General features: G+C 40.0%; 19 protein-coding genes. 9 read left to right on the top strand and 10 right to left on the bottom strand.

The features are described 5' to 3' along the window. The first annotated feature begins 3 nt into the window (after positions 1–3). The 5 genes from ACTJJH_RS07855 (at position 4) to ACTJJH_RS07875 (ending at position 6,665) form a co-directional block, all read left to right on the top strand. Positions 4–846, top strand: coding sequence for a hypothetical protein (locus ACTJJH_RS07855; protein WP_005066206.1), 843 nt, complete (start codon positions 4–6; stop codon positions 844–846). Between the two features lie 90 nt (positions 847–936). Continuing rightward, on the top strand, positions 937–1,878 hold the full coding sequence (locus ACTJJH_RS07860) for an RsiV family protein (RefSeq protein WP_440600980.1): 942 nt from the start codon (positions 937–939) through the stop codon (positions 1,876–1,878). Next, the gene (locus ACTJJH_RS07865) at positions 1,878–2,690 is read left to right on the top strand and encodes a TatD family hydrolase (protein ID WP_019767987.1); all 813 of its coding nucleotides are present in this window, start codon (positions 1,878–1,880) and stop codon (positions 2,688–2,690) included. Before ACTJJH_RS07860 ends, ACTJJH_RS07865 begins: the two co-directional genes overlap by 1 nt. A gap of 124 nt (positions 2,691–2,814) precedes the next feature. Beyond that, entirely contained in the window at positions 2,815–5,571 is a 2,757-nt protein-coding gene (gene acnA / locus ACTJJH_RS07870) for an aconitate hydratase AcnA (protein ID WP_440600964.1), read from the top strand. A 332-nt stretch (positions 5,572–5,903) separates the two neighbouring features. Next, on the top strand, positions 5,904–6,665 hold the full coding sequence (locus ACTJJH_RS07875; RefSeq protein WP_440600965.1) for a tRNA threonylcarbamoyladenosine dehydratase: 762 nt from the start codon (positions 5,904–5,906) through the stop codon (positions 6,663–6,665). 63 nt (positions 6,666–6,728) lie between these two features. Here ACTJJH_RS07875 and ACTJJH_RS07880 read toward each other — a convergent pair whose 3' ends face one another. Continuing rightward, the gene (locus ACTJJH_RS07880; RefSeq protein WP_206238117.1) at positions 6,729–6,851 is read right to left on the bottom strand and encodes a hypothetical protein; all 123 of its coding nucleotides are present in this window, start codon (positions 6,849–6,851) and stop codon (positions 6,729–6,731) included. A 96-nt stretch (positions 6,852–6,947) separates the two neighbouring features. Here ACTJJH_RS07880 and ACTJJH_RS07885 point away from each other — a divergent pair, with 96 nt between their 5' ends. Continuing rightward, positions 6,948–7,847, top strand: coding sequence for a LysR family transcriptional regulator (locus tag ACTJJH_RS07885; protein ID WP_415872178.1), 900 nt, complete (start codon positions 6,948–6,950; stop codon positions 7,845–7,847). Between the two features lie 8 nt (positions 7,848–7,855). On the opposite strand, the gene ACTJJH_RS07890 is transcribed toward ACTJJH_RS07885, so the two are convergent. The 5 genes from ACTJJH_RS07890 to ACTJJH_RS07910 form a co-directional block, all read right to left on the bottom strand. After that, a complete protein-coding gene (locus tag ACTJJH_RS07890; RefSeq protein ID WP_017482054.1) occupies positions 7,856–8,368 on the bottom strand; it encodes a hypothetical protein in 513 nt (170 codons plus the stop codon). A 335-nt stretch (positions 8,369–8,703) separates the two neighbouring features. After that, positions 8,704–9,708: a tRNA dihydrouridine(20/20a) synthase DusA gene (gene dusA / locus ACTJJH_RS07895; RefSeq protein ID WP_440600966.1), complete on the bottom strand. Its 1,005-nt coding sequence runs from the start codon at positions 9,706–9,708 to the stop codon at positions 8,704–8,706. Positions 9,709–9,850: 142 nt separating this feature from the next. Continuing rightward, positions 9,851–11,041, bottom strand: a complete 1,191-nt coding sequence (locus tag ACTJJH_RS07900) for an MFS transporter (protein ID WP_017387602.1) — start codon at positions 11,039–11,041, stop codon at positions 9,851–9,853. Between the two features lie 15 nt (positions 11,042–11,056). Then, positions 11,057–11,467 (bottom strand): RidA family protein, encoded by a 411-nt coding sequence (locus ACTJJH_RS07905; protein WP_017399913.1) that lies wholly within the window; start codon positions 11,465–11,467, stop codon positions 11,057–11,059. Between the two features lie 68 nt (positions 11,468–11,535). Then, positions 11,536–12,462, bottom strand: coding sequence for a DMT family transporter (locus ACTJJH_RS07910; protein ID WP_017399914.1), 927 nt, complete (start codon positions 12,460–12,462; stop codon positions 11,536–11,538). Positions 12,463–12,700: 238 nt separating this feature from the next. Between ACTJJH_RS07910 and ACTJJH_RS07915 the strand changes: the two genes are divergently transcribed. The 3 genes from ACTJJH_RS07915 to ACTJJH_RS07925 are packed head-to-tail and all read left to right on the top strand — an operon-like array spanning position 12,701 to position 15,621. Then, entirely contained in the window at positions 12,701–13,828 is a 1,128-nt protein-coding gene (locus ACTJJH_RS07915; protein ID WP_014208383.1) for a Re/Si-specific NAD(P)(+) transhydrogenase subunit alpha, read from the top strand. Between the two features lie 11 nt (positions 13,829–13,839). Then, positions 13,840–14,154: a proton-translocating transhydrogenase family protein gene (locus ACTJJH_RS07920; protein ID WP_000230434.1), complete on the top strand. Its 315-nt coding sequence runs from the start codon at positions 13,840–13,842 to the stop codon at positions 14,152–14,154. Positions 14,155–14,166: 12 nt separating this feature from the next. Then, positions 14,167–15,621, top strand: coding sequence for an NAD(P)(+) transhydrogenase (Re/Si-specific) subunit beta (locus ACTJJH_RS07925; RefSeq protein WP_032007079.1), 1,455 nt, complete (start codon positions 14,167–14,169; stop codon positions 15,619–15,621). Positions 15,622–15,676: 55 nt separating this feature from the next. Here the strand turns inward: ACTJJH_RS07925 and ACTJJH_RS07930 are convergent, their stop codons facing one another. The 4 genes from ACTJJH_RS07930 to ACTJJH_RS07945 form a co-directional block, all read right to left on the bottom strand. Further along, positions 15,677–16,498 carry an SDR family NAD(P)-dependent oxidoreductase gene (locus ACTJJH_RS07930; RefSeq protein ID WP_032035278.1) on the bottom strand — a complete coding sequence of 274 codons (822 nt, stop codon included), beginning with the start codon at positions 16,496–16,498 and terminating at the stop codon, positions 15,677–15,679. A gap of 207 nt (positions 16,499–16,705) precedes the next feature. Next, positions 16,706–17,107: a ribosome silencing factor gene (gene rsfS, locus ACTJJH_RS07935; protein ID WP_001047580.1), complete on the bottom strand. Its 402-nt coding sequence runs from the start codon at positions 17,105–17,107 to the stop codon at positions 16,706–16,708. Positions 17,108–17,188: 81 nt separating this feature from the next. Then, the gene (locus ACTJJH_RS07940) at positions 17,189–17,983 is read right to left on the bottom strand and encodes a hydroxypyruvate isomerase family protein (RefSeq protein WP_202745076.1); all 795 of its coding nucleotides are present in this window, start codon (positions 17,981–17,983) and stop codon (positions 17,189–17,191) included. A gap of 13 nt (positions 17,984–17,996) precedes the next feature. Continuing rightward, complete coding sequence (locus tag ACTJJH_RS07945; RefSeq protein WP_440600967.1) at positions 17,997–18,866, bottom strand: NAD(P)-dependent oxidoreductase; 870 nt, start codon at positions 18,864–18,866, stop codon at positions 17,997–17,999. Positions 18,867–18,873 lie beyond the last annotated feature (7 nt).

An 18,873-nucleotide genomic window follows, 5' to 3' on the forward strand; every position in this document is an offset into this window, starting at 1 on the left:
GAAATGAATTTGAATAGAAAGACAGTTATTGCACTTTTAGTTGCGGTAATCATATTACTTTTAGCTATTTGCCTTTTTGTCTGGAAAAGCTTTCAACCTTCATCATCTTCTCAAATGAAATCGGCTTCTACCCAAAATCAAAATATAGAGAAAGCGGAAGTACTACCATTTCTAAACTTGCAACAAGTAAAAGCTGATTATGCTTTGCCATTTTGTGAGAAGAAAAATTGTATTGATGTCGATATTCAAACAATAAAGACTCAAGATGCATGGCTAAATGAATGGATCGCGAAAAGTCAGGCTAAAGTAATTCAAGATCAAATTGATTTGAAAAAAGACTTAAGTTTGCAGCAAGCCATTAATGCTTATGTTAAAAAGTCTGATGAATGGCAAGATAAATATTCAAAGAATCGGGCTTATGAATTGCATCTTCATACCCGTATTGCATCGCAGCGTAACCAATATGTTTTATTGCAATTAGGACTTGATACCAAGCAGGAAGAGCTCACGATTAAAGACCGTTATTACTTTTTTGTGGCCGACCGCAAACTGCATAAGAGCTTAACTTTGTTAGATGTTTTGAAAAAAGATCAACAAACTACTGTGCATCAAATGGTGCAGGTGGCCTATCAAGACTGGTTAAAAAAGCAGACTGCTGACATAAAGAAAGAAGCACCAAAAACTTTATATTGGGGGCAGGCAGATTGGTTCTTTGATGGTGAAGGTGTTGGCTTACATTATCAGGCAAACCAGATTACTAAAGAAGCTCCACAGCTCGATATTTATTTATCTAAAGAACAGACCAAAAAAATATTACAACCCGAGGTTTATGAACAAATGTTTTAAGATGGTAGCAGAATTTGCAACCTCTATTTATATGCGCTAATTTCTTAGAAAGGCATAGCGTAATCTCCTTAGAATAAAAGGCAAAATATGATGTTATCTTCTAAAGCTTCACTGCGATTAACTTTGCTTGCTTCTGCTATATTTCTGGCAGCATGCCAACCTAAAGCTGATCCTAAGGATTCTCAAGAGCAGCAGAAATCAACTGTTCAAGAACAAAAGCCAGTAGAGTTGACTTTGAAGGGTGAAACAATTCCTAGTAAGGTGGTTTTACCTGATTGTGATGGTAAAACTTGTCCCGAATTCACAGTTGAACGTTTACAAAGTAATTTTCCTTTTATTGACAAAATTATAGATCAACAAATCTTAAGTACACTAAATCAAATTTTAGAAATTGCTGAACCTGATGCTAAGAGTACGCAAACGGAACAAAAGTCAGAAGCTTCAGCTGTAGCGGGTGCAGAGCAAAAAAATAGCTTTGATGCACAGGTGCAACGCTATGCAAATTCATTTATTGATCTAGATAATGAATTAAAAGCTTTAAGTAGTAATCATCAGATTAATCTTTTAGTTAAACCTAAGATTTTGCAGGCTCAAGGTAAAGTTGTAACTGTAGTGCTTAACAGTAGTAGTTATTTAGGTGGGGCTCATGGCTCTGCTGCACAGCATTATTATAATTTTGATTTAAAAGAGCAAAAGCAAATTAAGCTTGAAGATTTATTACGTCCTCAGCAAAAAGCAGCTTTAGAGAAGTTAGCCCATGAAGCCTTTAAGACATGGGTGATGGACTCTAAATTGGCTGATAATGTTGCTGACTATGAACAAGCATGGCCATTTAAATTATCTAATAACTTCTTGTTAGGTGAGCAAGGTTTAATCCTTCAATACGGTGAGTATGAAATTGGCCCATACGTGGTTGGACTCCCTCGATTAGTCATTCCTTATGACCAATTACAAGATGTGTTGAAAGAAGAATATTTGCCACAGCCTAAAGCTAAACCAGCTTCGGCACCAGTTGCAAAAAGTGCTGGCTAATGCATTTGTTCGATACCCATACCCATTTTGATGTTGCCGATTTTGATGAAGATCGGCAGCAACTAGCACTCGAGGCTAAAAAAGTGGGTGTAGATGCATTAGTCTTAATTGGGTTTGTGCAGTCACGTTTTGATGAGTTGGTGCAGACTCATCATCAGTTAAAAAGTTGGGAAAATGTGCCTACTTCTTATTTAGCACCAGGCTTACACCCATTTTATATTGAGCAGCATCAACCAGAGCATCTTTCTCATCTTGAACAAATCTTGCAGCAAGAAAACTGCGTGGCTGTAGGTGAAATTGGCTTAGATACTTTCTTGAAAGAACATAAGCAGCCAGATGTATATGCAAAGCAAAAACAATATTTTGCAGCTCAGTTAGAGCTTGCAACCCAATACCAAAAACCAGTGTTACTCCACATTCGAAAAGCGCACGGTGATGTGCTTGCTATATTAAAAGCTCAAAAATTTAAGTTTGGCGGAATTGCTCATGCCTTCAGTGGTGGAGTAGAAGAGGCAAAGGGTCTTATTAAGCTTGGTTTTAAAATTGGTGTGACGGGGCAGATTACCAATCCAAATGCAAAAAAACTTCATACGGTTGTGCAGGCTATAGGTGCAGAGCACTTGGTGATTGAAACAGATTGTCCAGATATGACACCGCTTTGCTGTCAAACCTCAACAGAACAGCGTACTCGTAATACCCCTGTTAATTTGCCCTATGTTTTACAAAGTCTGGCTGAAAATTTAAATATGCCAGAGCCAGATTTGGCTAAGTTGCTGTGGAAAAACTCTCTTACTGCATTGAAATTATCGTAATAAAAATCAAAGATTAGAAATAGTAACTAAAACAAAACACAGCGATTAAAAAAGAAGCTTAAAGTAAGAAAACAACATGTAAAAACGTGAAAAATAACATTGCCAGACGTGGGAGGATAACCCAATGGCTAAGTATAGCAATATCAATAGTTTTAATGCTTTACAGACGCTAACAGTAGGTTCCAGCAATTATCAGATTTTTAGCTTAGCCCAAGCAGAGAAAACGCTAGGGGATATTGCCAAACTGCCGAAATCTTTAAAAGTATTATTGGAAAACTTATTACGGTTTGAAGATCAGCATAGCGTTAAAACCGAACACATCCATGCTTTAGCAGAATGGCTAAAAACCCGCACCTCAGATCAAGAAATTCAATATCGACCTGCACGGGTTTTAATGCAAGATTTTACGGGTGTACCAGCAGTTGTTGATTTAGCTGCAATGCGAGCAGCGATGGCGCAAGCGGGTGGCGACCCTGAAAAAATTAATCCCTTATCTCCTGTAGACTTAGTCATTGATCACTCTGTCATGGTCGACTATTTTGCCGATGATCAAGCTTTCGAAGAAAACGTACAAATCGAGATGCAGCGTAATGGTGAGCGATATCAATTTTTACGTTGGGGACAGTCTGCATTTAATAACTTTAGTGTAGTGCCACCGGGGACGGGAATTTGTCATCAGGTTAATTTAGAATATTTGGCTCAAGCGGTTTGGTTAGGTGAGGACAACGGACAAACCTTTGCTTTTCCAGATACTTTAGTCGGTACAGACTCACATACCACCATGATTAATGGTTTAGGTGTATTGGGTTGGGGTGTAGGGGGAATTGAGGCTGAAGCTGCTATGCTGGGCCAACCTATCTCAATGCTCATTCCTGAAGTCATTGGTTTTAAATTGACAGGAAAACTACCAGAAGGGATTACGGCAACTGATTTGGTGCTGACTATTACTCAAATGCTCCGTCAAAAAGGAGTTGTGGGGAAATTTGTAGAGTTCTATGGAGATGGTTTAGCCGATTTACCACTGGCTGACCGAGCGACCATTGCCAACATGGCACCAGAGTATGGTGCGACTTGTGGTTTCTTCCCGATTGATGAAGTGACTTTGGGTTATTTGAAATTAACTGGTCGTCAAAGTGATCGTATTGAACTAGTCGAAGCGTATAGCAAAGCACAAGGCTTATGGCGTAATGCGGGGGATGAACCTGTTTTCACCGATACTTTAAGTCTTGATATGAGTACTGTTCAGGCAAGTCTAGCTGGCCCAAAACGTCCACAAGATCGAGTGCTTTTATCAGAGGTGCCGAAAACCTTTAATGCGCTGATGGAGTTAACTTTAAAACCAGCCAAAGAAGCGAAAGAACGTTTAGAAAATGAAGGTGGTGGCGGTACTGCTGTCGAGGCAAAAAAAGCAAATATCCAACATGAAAGTCCTTCTTGCGTGATTGAAGGAAAAACTTATCCATTAAATCATGGTGATGTTGTTATTTCGGCAATCACCTCTTGTACCAATACTTCTAACCCAAGTGTAATGCTAGCAGCAGGTTTACTTGCTAAAAAAGCGATTGAAAAAGGTTTGCAGCGTAAACCGTGGGTGAAAAGCTCTCTTGCACCAGGTTCTAAAGTTGTGACTGACTATTTATTGGCTGCTGGGCTTACGCCGTATTTAGATGAGTTGGGCTATAACTTGGTGGGATATGGTTGTACAACTTGTATTGGTAACTCAGGTCCACTACCGGAGCCAGTGGAAGATGCAATTCAATGCCATGACTTGAATGTTGCATCAGTACTTTCTGGTAACCGTAACTTTGAAGGACGCGTACATCCATTAGTTAAAACAAACTGGCTTGCTTCGCCACCTTTGGTAGTGGCATATGGTTTAGTTGGTAATATTCGTACCGATTTGACTACGCAACCTATTGGGCAAGGTAAAGATGGACAACCTGTCTATTTAAAAGATATCTGGCCAAGTCAGGCAGAGATTGATGCTGTCTTACAGAAAGTAAATACAGAGATGTTCCATAAAGAATATGCTGCGGTGTTTGATGGTGATGAAAGCTGGCAATCTATCCAGATTCCAAAAAGTAAAACTTATGAATGGGCTGATGATTCGACTTATATCCGCCATCCGCCGTTCTTTGAAGGCATTGGTGAGCCGCCCAAACCAATTAAAAATATTGAACAGGCACGTATTTTGGCAGTGCTTGGTGACTCGGTAACGACTGACCATATTTCACCGGCAGGTAATATCAAAAAAGACAGCCCAGCAGGCCGATACTTACAAGAGCAAGGTGTTGAACCAAAAGACTTTAACTCCTATGGTTCTCGACGCGGTAATCATGAAGTCATGATGCGCGGGACCTTTGCCAATATTCGTATTAAAAACGAGATGCTTGGTGGGGAAGAGGGTGGTAATACCATTCATGTGCCAAGTGGTGAAAAGCTCGCTATTTATGATGCAGCAATGCGTTACCAACAAGAACATACACCGCTTGTGATTATTGCTGGTAAAGAATACGGAACAGGATCTTCGCGTGACTGGGCTGCCAAAGGAACAAACTTGTTAGGTGTAAAAGCTGTCATTGCTGAAAGTTTTGAACGTATTCATCGTTCAAACTTGGTGGGTATGGGAGTGTTGCCATTACAGTTTATTGATGGACAAACTCGACAATCTGTCAACTTAACTGGTCATGAGGTGATATCAATTCGAGGTTTGTCTGATGGCGTTCAGCCTCATCAAATTCTTGAAGTTGATGTCAAAGGACCAAATGGAGTAGCGAGCCACTTTAATGTGTTATGTCGAATTGATACGTTAAATGAGGTTGAGTACTTTAAGGCAGGTGGTATTTTGCATTATGTACTACGAAATTTGATTGCTTCATAAATTGGCTAAGCTTGTACAGCCTTGTAATGAATATGAATGAGCTAATGTTGGGTATATAGCCATATCCTTACTTTTTAAGGATAAAAAGTAACAAAAATCCTTTGTCGGGCTGACGGTATGTCCTTATACCGCAGCCCAACTGGGCGGCATCCATGCCGCCTGTCACACTAGTAATCAATAGTTTAAATCTTAAGCCGTATAATTTGATTAATAATCATAAGACTTGTCGTGAGTTTAAATATTATAGTCTCAAGTTTTCTTTGATCTAAAATACACTTTCTTCTGAAAAGCAGTAAAATACTCTCCGTGTTTTATATCTCCAAAGAGTAGAAATGACCGATCTTCAACAAGATGAATATGACCGCCGTTTTGCAGGTGTAGCCAAAGTTTATGGTAATTCATCGTTCCAGCACTATGAAAAAAGTCATGTGATGGTGATTGGTATTGGTGGGGTCGGCAGCTGGGCAGTGGAAGCTTTAGCGCGTACAGGTATTGGTGAGATCACATTAGTCGATATGGATGTGGTTGCGGCATCAAATGTGAACCGTCAGTTACCTGCGATGACATCAACTCTGGGCTGTGAAAAAGTTGAGATTATGGCGGAGCGTTGTCGCCAAATTAACCCACGTATTAAAGTTAATATTATTGATGACTTCTTAACCCCTGAGAATGTCACAGAACTTTTAAATCCTGTACCCGATATTATCTTGGACTGTATTGATGACGTTAAAGCAAAACTGGCTTTAATGCTCCATTGTCGTTTTAATAAAATTCCTTTAATTGTGTCGGGTGGAGCAGGTGGTAAGCTCGATCCACTTAAAATCCGCGTAGCTGATTTATCAAAAACAGAACAAGACCCAATGTTAGCGAAGCTACGTAGTCAACTTCGTGCTCGCGGCATCTGTAAAAAGCCAAAAGAGAAATTTGGCATTACCTGTATTTACTCAATCGATAACCCATTTTCAAGTGCGGATGTCTGCCCATCAGCTGGCTTACGTTGTGGTGGCTATGGTTCAGCGGTAGTGGTGACTTCAAGCTTTGCTATGATTGCTGTGGCTGAAGTTTTGAAAAAGCTCGATTTAAAGAAAGCCTAATTTAAATATTGAAAAGGCATGTGCTTATGTGAGTGCATGCCTTTTATTTTTGAGAAAAACTATTTAATCATACAGCTCTATGTTGTCTTGCTGGGTGTGTGTGGGTAGCTGCTGATCATAAAATTTAAAGCACCATAAAATTAGAACAACAACGGTGAAGATGGCTAAACCTTTTAAATACTTCATGAATAATTCAATCAAGTGAATGGTCTTGATAAAATTCTAGCGAAGGCAATCTATCTAATCTAATATAGAAAATAGACCTGATGATCTAATTTTGAGATAGAAATGCTCACGTTAAAACAATTCCAATATTTCATAAAAATCGTTGAAGAAGGAAGCTTTACTGCGGCTTCTGAAAAGCTATTCATAGCTCAGTCTGCTTTAAGCCGGCAAATTAAATTATTAGAAGAAGAAATTGATTTTCAGTTATTTGATCGTACTGATAAGAAAGTAAAACTCACAGAGGCAGGAGGGATCTTCTATAAAAAAATAAAAGATAATATGCATTATTTAAATGAAATCATTGGAGTTTCTAAGAATATAGCAGAAGGAAAAAATCGCCAGATTAAAATTGCTCACTCGAGCAGTATTGTTATGGATGATAAAAAGGTTCAAATATTAAAAGAAATGAGTTTAAAGCAAAAAATTAACTTTGAGATAAACACGTTTTCATCGGAGCATCAGGTTTTGGCTTTACTGAATGGGGAGATTGATATTGGTTTAATTAGACCGCCAGTTCGGCATACACTAGATGACGTCAATGTTATTAAATTATATGAAGAACCTTTAATGGTGGCCGTGCACATTGATCATGCTAAATTTGCAAATAAAGAGAAGGTCGAAGTCAAAGATTTAAAAGAAGAATACTTTGTTTCTACACCCCATTCTAAAAGAGGTGGATTAAGCTATTTGGTCTCAAATCTATGTTTAGCCGCAGGATTTACCCCACAAAAAGCTCCAATCCAGTCGCGTAAGATTTCACAGTTACAACTTGTGGCAGCAAATATTGGTGTAAGTATTGTGCCTAAAGAATTTCAGCAGATCTTGCCTGCTCAGGTAAAACTATTGCCTTTAACCGATCAGCTATCACTTTCGGAAGTAGTTTTGGTCTATAGAAAAGATCATGATGAAATAATTCAGCATTGTGCCGAACGCATTCATCAAGTTTTTCAATTTTAGGAAATTGATTAGGCAGCTAATCTATAGTAAGTATAAGTAACGTTATCGTCTTTATAAACGTCATAACTACTTTGTTTGAAGTCAGAGACCCATTCACTTCCAGTATATCCTGCGATGTGTCCATAAACGTGGTTGCGGGTTCTGTGAATAATATAAATGTCACCTTCTTGAGGTTCGTCGAAGGCTGGATCAATTTGTTTATAGCCAATCTTTTTGAGAGTATCGCCCCAATCTGAAGCTGCGATTGGGTGGTTTTCAACATTAGCACCAGCAGATTCGAGTGCAAGACGGATACTACGTGCGCATCTAGCTTTACTGCGTCTAGAAGTAACGCTTTCTAATTTTTCTACAAACTTTTCTACATCGATCGGTGGGTTGGTTGAAGTTTGAGTTTGATGATTATTGGGTTTCATGGTGAAAGGATAAGGGAGGCTTGGTGCGCTGTGCGATACAACAATGGCTGCCTGATTTGAATCCTGATACATGTAATTATCAGCTACTTGTCCGTCATAAATAATCATCGTGAAATCTCTACCGTGCTACCCATATCCATATTAAAAAAATCACCACCTACCTGTGGCGTTCAGAGATACTAATAGGCGTATCTTAAAAGTTTTGTGTATGTTATGTAATAACGTATCTTTTTTCCAGAGGTGTCTGCTTTGGAGCGAAAATATACTTATCAAAAGAGGTGGTCAAAAATTGTGAAATTTAAATTATTGATATCATTATAAATAAATAACTAATCAGAGCTTAAATTTGAATATTTTTTTCCAACATTTGCGAATATACTCAAAATCTAAGTCTCTGATTTAAAATGCCACATTTTCTTACAATTTAAGAAGTCGTTGTCAACTCAAACCTGCTGCTCTTTTACATACTCTTCAGTGCGAATCATAGCTGCTCGCATGTTCTGAATTGCATTTTCAACATCAGCTAAAGTTTTTGCGTTTCCGCCACTTAGCGCCTGACGCCATTTACGAGCACCCGGTAAGTTTTGGAATAAACCTAAAATATGACGTGTAATGATTGAAAGGGGAGCACCTTCAGCCATGCGTTGCTCAATATAAGGCAGCATTTGTTCCATAATATCGAATCGATCTGGTGCTTCTAAATTCCAAAGTTGGCCGAGCTCAGCAAGTAGGTAAGGGTTATGGTAGGCTTCACGGCCAATCATGACACCATCAACATGTTGTAAATGAGCTTGAGTTTCGGCAAAAGTTTTAATTCCGCCGTTAATTTCAATGGTTAGGTGCGGACGTTCTTGCTTTAAGCGGTATACATCTTCGTAGCGTAAAGGAGGAACTTCTCGATTTTCTTTTGGAGACAAACCTTTCAAAATAGCAATACGGGCATGCACAACGAAATACGTACAACCTGTTGCAGCGACAGTATCTACGAAATGTAGCATTTCTTCGTAAGACTGCATGTCATCAATACCGATACGGTGCTTTACTGTTACCGGAATATTCACTGCCTTTTGCATGGTATGAATGCACTCAGCAACCAAGTCTGGTTCTGCCATTAAACATGCACCGATTTTATTGTTCTGTACCCGGTCACTTGGGCAGCCTACATTCAGGTTGACTTCGTCGTAGCCCCAGTCTTCAGCCATTTTTGTGCAAGTGGCAAGCTCTTGTGGGTTTGAACCGCCAAGTTGTAATACGATCGGGTGTTCTTGAGCACTATAGTCTAAATGACGTTTTGCATCGCCAAATAAAATCGCGCCTGTAGTCACCATTTCGGTGTATAGCACAACGTTTGGGTTAAACAAGCGTGCAAAGAATCGGTAGTCCTTTGTAGTCCAGTCCATCATAGGTGCGACAGAAATACGAGGTTGTAACGATTGAAGTGATTGCATAGCCAATAGACCCAAAAGTCGCTAAATTAATGAAAGGGCAGCATTATACGGGGTTTAGCCCTGAATCGACAGTGGCATTTAACCGAGTAATTTATAACCACCCTTATGTTGAATATAGAAAGATGATTTATAACAATTTACTTTATGAGTGAGCGAGCTGCTTTTTTTGTAAGAAAGCATCAATGACACTAAATAAAATACAAAGCAGAACAAGAGCTACACCTGCAACACATGTCATAGTCCACCCGCCATGATTCCAAGCAAAAATCCCTAAGGCAGAGCCACCAGCTCCTCCAATAAAATAAGTTGTCATATAGATGGCATTAATACGAGATTTAGCATCTGGACGTAAACGGAAAATAATGCTCTGGTTGCTGGTATGAACGAGCGCGAGTGCTAATTGAATTAAAGCAAAGCCAATAACATAACTAGAAAGGAGGGTTTGTCCGAAATAGAAACAAAGCCAGCTCACCAAAAACAGTCCACAACCCATCCACGTAAGTAACCTTGTGTAGCCTTGGTCGGCATATTTACCAATATAGCGTGTTGATAATGCCCCAAAGATACCGACTAGTGGGACTAGTCCGATAAATAAATCGGGCAAATGGTGTGCCGAAGTCAAAAGTAAGGCGATGGTGGAATACAAAATACTTACTGCGGCAAAGGCGAAAGCACCTGTAAGCGCTCTTAATAATAGTCGCTTTTCCTCTTTTAAGAGTTGAGCCATGGAAACAAATATTTGTCCATAGTTCATTTTCATGCGTAAGACATAAGGCAGACGGCTTTTTAAAGTAAATGCCAACAGAAGCATTAATACGCCGCTGACGACATAGACTACTTTCCAGTGGAAAAGGTTGGAAAATAAGCCAGCTAAACTGGTAGAGAGTAAAATTCCGACCAATAAGCCACTCATTAAAAAACCAATGATCTCGCCAGTTTTTTCGGGCTTTACGGTCATTGTGGCAAGTGGGATGAGGACTTGGGCAGCAACAGAAAACAATCCCGCTAAGATTGTACCAATCCACAACATGGGTAAGTTCACAGCAAAAGCAGATGTAAATAGACCAACTGCGCAAAGTACCATCAAAAACGGAATAGCTTTGGCTTTATTGACAATATCACCCAGCGGGACAATAAAGAGTAAACCGAGGGCATAAGACACCTGAGCAAATGTCACTGTTAAAGCGGCTTGTGCTTGAGTTACAGCAAACTCTTGCTGAATAGAGTGAATTAGAGGCTGACAATAATAATTCACACCTGCACATAAACCGCATGCTGCTGCCATCAACCAAAGCAAAGGTTTATTTTGACTGATATCTTCAGGGGTAGACATGACGTTCTCTCAGTTTTATTGGGTGTATGCCGTTGCTTCAACTTCAATAAGCATGTGTTCTAGCGCAAGGCGCGGCACAGGAATAAGTGTACAGGCAGGAAAAGGATGATTTTTCCATAAATTCTGCATAATTTTAATCAAAATTTGATGTTTTTCGACCGAGTGGTCAACAACTAAAACTCTCAATACAGCAATATTGCTAAGCTCTGCATTGGCTGCTTTTAAAGCATGTTGAATATTATCAAAAACTTGGTTCGCTTGTTCTTCAAAACTTGGGCTTAATTCACCTTGGGAGTTTTCGCCTCCTTGACCTGCTACATGAATAATATTCTTAAAGCTTTCCACTACAGCAACATGACTATAAGCGTTTGGCGTTGGATTATATAAAGTTGATGGATTTATGATTTTAAAAGTTTCTTGACTCATTGGAACTCAACCGTTTATTAAAATTTAGATGAGTATCCAACCTCAACTTAAGTTGAGGTCAAGAGAATTTAATGTTTTAGTCTTTTCTTTCTGAGTGTAATCATCATGACACCGACAATATTAAGAAGGCAGCCAACCCATTGCCACATATTGAGATGTTCATTTAAAAAAGAAACAGCAAGCAAAATCGTTAAAACTGGTCCAATTGAAGCAATCATTGCAGATTGAGAGGCCCCTAATCGTTCAATGCTTTGCATAAGCATAACGGTAGGTAACACGGTAACTAAAAAGCCTAAGCCAATGCCATACCAAATTACACTAGAGGGGAGTTGTAATAGGAGTTGAATTGGATGAGGTGTGCTTAATGCGTAATGAGTTAATGTGCCGATACAAGCCACAGTTAAGGCTAACCCTGTGAAATTCCAAGAGCCAAATTTCTTAATGAGAGGTGGCGTCAGCAACAAATAGCCGGCGAAAGCCACGGCACTTGCAAATACGAAACTTGTCCCTAACCAGAAGTTGCCCTGAATTGGTGCGTTGTTGTGCTCCTGAAGCATAACCAGCACGGTTCCACCATAACTAAGAAAAATGGCAAAGAAACTTTTTACATCTAATTTTTGTTTGTAGAGTAAGCTTGATACGATGACTGTAAGCGTGGGATATAAAAATAGAATAATTCGTTCTAAAGAGGCACTAATAAACATAAGGCCCATGAAATCGAGCCAACTTGCAAAGTAGTAGCCTAATAGACCGGCAAAAATTAAAATTAGCCAATCCTTCTTTTTTATGCCCTGATTATGATGCCTGTTAAACCAGCAAATTAATAGAAAGAACGGTAAAGCGCTTAACATACGTAAAGCCATCAGGACCGTACCGTCTACTAATGGAGAAAGGGCATAAGTCTGTTTAATAAAGATTGCTTTTGTACTGAATAGAAACGCAGAGCAAAGAGCAAAAAAAGACCCGATTTGAAACGAAGATAAAGAAATTTTCATATACAGGACTGTATAAGAGAGACTATTGTCTGCAAAAAAAGAAAAATCCTCCTATATTACACCTCTAAATAAATATCGTGAATCATCAGTTCAAAATATGGGTATTTATTAAATAAATAGTGGGTGGTATTTTAAAAAAGTTCAATTAGAATCCAAATTCTGTACAAAGAATACACATGGGGGAAACATTGCAGCTTGCAATGTTTTTGACAATGAGAAATTAGCTTGAGGAACGCTCATGCAGATCGGAATCCCAACCGAAACTGTCGTCGGTGAAAATCGTGTAGCTGCTACGCCAGAGACAGTAAAGAAGTTGATTAGCGCTGGTCATAGCGTTGTGATTGAACGTGGTGCTGGTGTAAAGGCTGCGTACATTGACAGTGCTTATGAACAGGTCGGTGCAACCATTACGGATGATGCCTATACGGGTAGTCAAATTATTTTGAAAGTTCGCGCACCACAGGGCACGGAAATTCAGAAACTTGCAGCAAATACCGCTGTTGTAGCAATGTTTGATCCTTATCGTAACACCGAGTTAGATCAGTTTGCGAATCAACAAGTGTCTGCTTTTGCTTTAGAACTGCTTCCTCGTACGCTTTCTCGTGCACAAAACATGGATGTGTTGTCTTCTCAAGCAAACTTAGCTGGCTATAAGTCAGTTTTACTTGCTGCTGCTGAATATCAACGCATGTTCCCAATGCTTATGACTGCTGCGGGTACTGTAAAGCCTGCGCGTGTTGTAATCATGGGTGTTGGGGTTGCTGGTCTTCAAGCGATTGCAACTGCAAAACGTTTAGGTGCAATTGTTGAAGCGACAGACTTACGTCCTACAGCTAAAGATCAAGTTGAGTCTTTAGGTGGTAAGTGGTTAGACGTCCCAATGTCTGAAGAAGAGCAACAACGTGCAGCAGATGCCGCTAAAAATGGTTATGGATGGATGCCGGGTGAGCAATACATCAAAGACCAAGCTGCGATTGTAGATAAAGCTGTTTCTAATGCTGACATCGTGATTACTACTGCATTATTACCAGGTCGTGATGCGCCGCGTTTAATTAAAGCTGAAACTGTTGCCAAGATGAAACCAGGCTCTGTCATTTTAGATATGGCTGTTGAAACTGGTGGTAACGTTGAAGGTTCTAAAGTTGGTGAGACTGTGTTTACAGAAAATGGCGTGAAAATTTTGGGTGTTCCAAATATTCCGGCGACTGTGGCAACAGAAGCTTCTGCATTGTATGCGCGTAACGTTTTTAATTTCGTAGAGACCTTATTCGACAAAGAGAAAAACTTTGCGATTAATCAGGAAGACGAAATCCAAAAAGCCCTATTGGTCACTCATGGCGGTCAAGTACTGCTTAAGCGTGGTTAAGGAGATTTCTCATGGTTGAAACTATTACAATTTTCGTCCTTGCCATCTTCGTAGGTTATTACGTGGTTTGGGGGGTTACGCCAGCTTTGCATACACCACTTATGGCAGTAACCAATGCGTTGTCATCTATTATTGTGGTAGGTGCGATGTTGCAAACTGTAGGTCTGCCAGTTTTAGGTGTAGATGCTAACGTTGCATTTCAAAGTGTGAATGTGGTGAGCGTACTCGGTGCGATTGCAGTATTTTTGGCAAGCATTAATATTTTCGGTGGCTTTGCAGTAACTGCACGCATGCTGGAAATGTTCAAGCCTAAGCAAAAGAAATAAGAGGGCTTTGACATGGAATTTATTCAAGCAAATGCAAACTGGTTGTACCTTGTTGGCGCAATCCTCTTTATCTTGACGCTTCGTGGCTTATCTGGCCCTAAAACAGCAATTCAAGGTAACCGTTACGGTATGATCGCGATGGCGATTGCAGTTGTAACGACCTTCTTTGTTGCGAATAACCCAGTCATTTGGATGATCGTTGGGGCAATGGTGTTAGGTGCAATCGTGGGTATTGCGCGTGCACGTACAGTGCCAATGACTCAAATGCCAGAAACTGTTGCGCTTATGCACTCATTGGTGGGTTTGGCTGCTGTATTAATTGCGATTGCTGCAATTTTACATAACAATCAATTAACTGCATTGTTTGCTCAGAATGAGGCGGCTTTGACTGCAGCTGGCGTACAACATGCACACATGAGCAAGGTTCATTTATTTGAATTGTTTGTGGGTTGTTTCGTTGGTGCGATTACCTTTACTGCATCTGTGTTTGCATACGGTAAATTGGCTGCAAAAAAATGGGCTAAAACAATTTCTGGCGCATGGGTTAAACCTGTTCAAGCACTTATCTTTGTTGCGATGTTGGCTTGTGGTTTCTACTTCTTTACAACTGGCAACATGACTGCTTTCTGGGCAATGACAGCACTTGCACTTGCATTTGGTTGGGTTTGGATTGCACCAGTGGGTGGTGGTGATATGCCTGTAGTGGTATCGCTTCTTAACTCATTCTCTGGTTGGGCAGCGGCAGGTATTGGTTTTACTCTTGAAAACAACATGTTGATCGTTGCAGGTTCGCTTGTAGGTTCATCTGGTGCGATTCTGTCGTACATCATGTGTAAAGCAATGAACCGTTCGATCATCAATGTATTGTTTGGTGGAGCAATGGGTGGTGCAGCAGTTGCATCTGCAGATAAAGGTGAACAAGTTCAACGTAACTACCGTTCAGGTTCTGCTGATGATGCTGGCTTCTTAATGTCAAATGCGGACAGCGTTGTGATTGTACCGGGTTATGGTATGGCGCAAGGTCGTGCACAAAATGCTGTAAAAGAGTTGTGTGAGCTTTTGAAAGAGCAAGGTGTTCGCGTTCGTTTTGCAATTCATCCAGTTGCAGGTCGTATGCCTGGTCATATGAATGTACTACTTGCTGAAGCAGACGTAGCATATGAAGACATTTTGGAAATGGATGAGATCAACTCAGACTTCCCTGCAACAGACGTAGTACTTGTAATTGGTGCAAACGACGTTGTAAACCCAGCTGCAAAAGATGACCCAAGCTCACCGATTTATGGTATGCCAATTCTTGAGGCTCATAAAGCGCGTACAATCATGGTGATTAAGCGTTCTATGGCAACTGGTTATGCTGGTCTAGACAACGATTTGTTCTATAATGAAAAAACAATGATGATCTTTGGTGATGCTAAGAAAGTTGTTGAAGATATGACAAAAGCAATTAATGGTACAGGCCACTAAGTTGCTTTGAAATAAAAAAACCACCTTCGGGTGGTTTTTTATTTGAGCTGGTTTTTTAAAGAAATTTTTCTACAAGATCCATCGATTGTTGATACAGGTCACGTGCCAGTTGCTGATTTTTAGCATGTGATGATTTCCAGTCTGGCATATGTGCACTCACATATTCACCATTACGGTTCTGCCATGCATCTCCAGTTGCCATTTCTGTAATGAGTTTTGCTGGAACTGAGGTTGGGACCAAGCCTAATTTCATCGCTGCATAAACTGGTTTTGGTAATTCACGATAAATATCAGAAGCAACACCACCCGGGTGTAATGCATTATTGGTAATTGAACTTCCAGCTAACTGTTCTGCTAATGCATTGCTGAAGAGCAAATTCGCAAGCTTTGATTGGCCATAATAGAACAGGGGATTGTAAAAACCTTCTGCACGAAATTTATTGGGTTTAATTGAGCCCACCCAGTGGGCAATAGATGCAAGATGGATAATGCGCGCTTTAGGAGATTGTTTTAAAACTGGGAGTAATTTTTGAGTAAGTAAAAAATGACCTAAATAGTTAACCCCAAATTGTTGCTCAAAGCCTTCATTGGTCAATTGTTTGGTTTTGGCAAATAAGCCTGCATTATTAATGAGTACGTCAAGGCTGCCATAGCGATCAGCAATTTCATCTGCTGCTTTTTGGGTTAACTCAAGGCTGTTTAAATCGAGAGAAACGACATCGACTTGTCCTTGGTTAAGTGAGCTTAGTTTGTTTTGTGCCTCTTGCGCTTTCTGAGGATTTCGACATGCCAAAATCACATGTTGCCCTTGTTTAACGAGTTGTTCTGCTGTCGCGAAACCTATGCCCGTATTAGCACCTGTAATTAATATCTTCACTTTCTGTACTCCGGTTATGCTATTTATTGGTGGGGACTTCAAGAATTTGTATAGTGCTGCAAAATTGACAATTTGTCATGTCAAAATTAGTTGTAAGTGATGATTGGTGCTTTGGGGATAGGGCTGCGTATTTGAATGTAATTAAAATTGATGTTAGATAAATAAAAAAAGCGGCTCAAAAGAGCCGCTTTTTTTAAAAGCAAAATTTTAAGCAACCGACTCTGGAGCGGTACGCCATAAGCTTTCTAAATCATAGAATTTACGAGCTGTTGGTAGCATTACGTGTACTACAACAAAGCCGAGATCAATTAAGATCCATTCCGCATCTCGTTCACCTTCAACGCCAATCGGGCGGAAACCGGCTTTTCGAGCTTCTTCTGCAACATTGTCAGCAAGTGCTTTGACATGGCGAGTAGAAGTACCACTTGCAATTACAATAGCATCGGCGACATTGCTAATTGAGCTAACATCTAACTGGAGAATATCTTTTGCTTTTACATCAACTAAAGCGTCGTGGACGACTTTGAGACAAGCTTGTACGTCTTTATTTGAGGTGTTCATTGCGAAATCGTGAGAATTAGACACGCTGGGCGATGGTTCTAAATTCATATAGGGTATATTTTCCTGACAATTACTCACTATCTAATATAGTGGTTTTCGCACTAAATTTCAAACAGAAGTCGTAACAGTTTATATATTTACATCATCAGAAAAGTATTTTTTCTTCCATGTAAACGACTGATTTGAACCATTTTCAGGTTTATATTCCGCTGCAATATAGTTCTGATATGAACTTTGCTTTAACCAAGAAAAAATTTGTTCATAAGGAATTTGAGCTGTATCAGGCTCATGGCGGCCCGGACAGTCTGCAAATTGAATATGTCCAATTAAGTTAATATTCTCTTGCAAACCCTCAAGTACATCTTCCCCCATCATGGCCATGTGATAGCAGTCATATTGCATTTTCAGAGCAGGGTGGTTGACCGCTTCGAGCATTTCTTGGCCCTGCGCAATGTTCTGCACCAAAAAGCGAGGCATATCCGTGCCATTAATCATTTCAAAAACGGGTTCTATATCATGTTCACTGAGTAAGTTGCAGGCAAGTTTTAAATTGGCTGCTAGTGTTTTTAAACAAGGAAGCAAGTCTGCATCTAGTGGTTGTTTGCCCGCTAAAATATTAACACGAGGAACGTTTAAAGCCGTGGCATAGTTAATAGCCAATTCTAATGCCTCATGGAAAGCTGTTTCTTGGCCAGGAATGCCTGCTAAACCGTTTCCACCTTGCATAAGATCACCGGCAGGCACATTAATTAAACAAAGGCTGAGGTTATAGCGTTCGAGTTGGGTTTGAATATCTGCAATAGACAATTCATAAGGGAATTGAATTTCGACATATTCAAAGCCCTGAGCATGGGCCAGAGCAAAGCGTTCAATTAAAGGAACTTCGGTAAAAATCATGGATAAATTGATTGCAAGACGACCCATACTCAAACTCCGTTTATTTTTGCTCTATTAATTGAATCATAGTAGCTAAATCTTTCTCGGCAAAGCCATTTTTTTGGTGAGTTTGTAGCTGTAATAGAGCTTTTTGTGCAACTGGGATATCTAAATTAACATTGTTAGCCAATGTTACTGCGTTGTTAAGATCCTTTGATAATGTTTGAACTTTCCACTGAACAGGTTCAAAGGTATGAGTTGCCATACGTGGGGAGAGAATTTGAAAAGGTTTTGAATCTGCAAATCCACCTGCTAAGGCTGGAGCGAGCAAAGTGGTATCTACACCCGCTCGATCTGCAAGCGCAACAGCTTCTGCAATAAGAGCACTGTTGGCTGCAACAATGAGTTGATTGCAGATTTTGGTGGCTTGGCCAGTTCCTGTATCTCCCATTCGTGTTACACGTTGAGATAAAACATTATAAACAGGCGTTAATTCTGTAATGGTTTGAGCATCGCCACCTGCAAAAATAACAAGTGTGCCTTGTTCTGCACCAGCGGTTCCACCTGATACGGGTGAATCAATCCATGTAACATCATGCGCGGCAGCAGTTTGAGCAAGCGTTTTTGTTGCAGCAACAGATAAGCTCGAGAAATCCACAATTACCTGTTCAGCTTTTAAGTTCGGCTGAATTTGTTCAAATACAGTTTGTACAGCTTTGTCATCTGCTAGACAGGTCAAAATAATTGGATACTCGCCAATATCAGAAAGTTCTAAAGGCTGTGCGCCGATATCAATCAGTTCATCACATGCAGAAGGGGTTCGATTCCAAACCGCAACTTGAAAGCCAGCTTGAATAAGGCGGGTTGCCATGCGGCTCCCCATCAGCCCTATACCTAAAAAAGCAATAGGGGTATTACGATCAAAATTCATAAACTAA

This window comes from Acinetobacter sp. 22301 (assembly GCF_052045285.1).
Taxonomy (GTDB): Bacteria; Pseudomonadota; Gammaproteobacteria; order Pseudomonadales; family Moraxellaceae; genus Acinetobacter; species Acinetobacter pittii.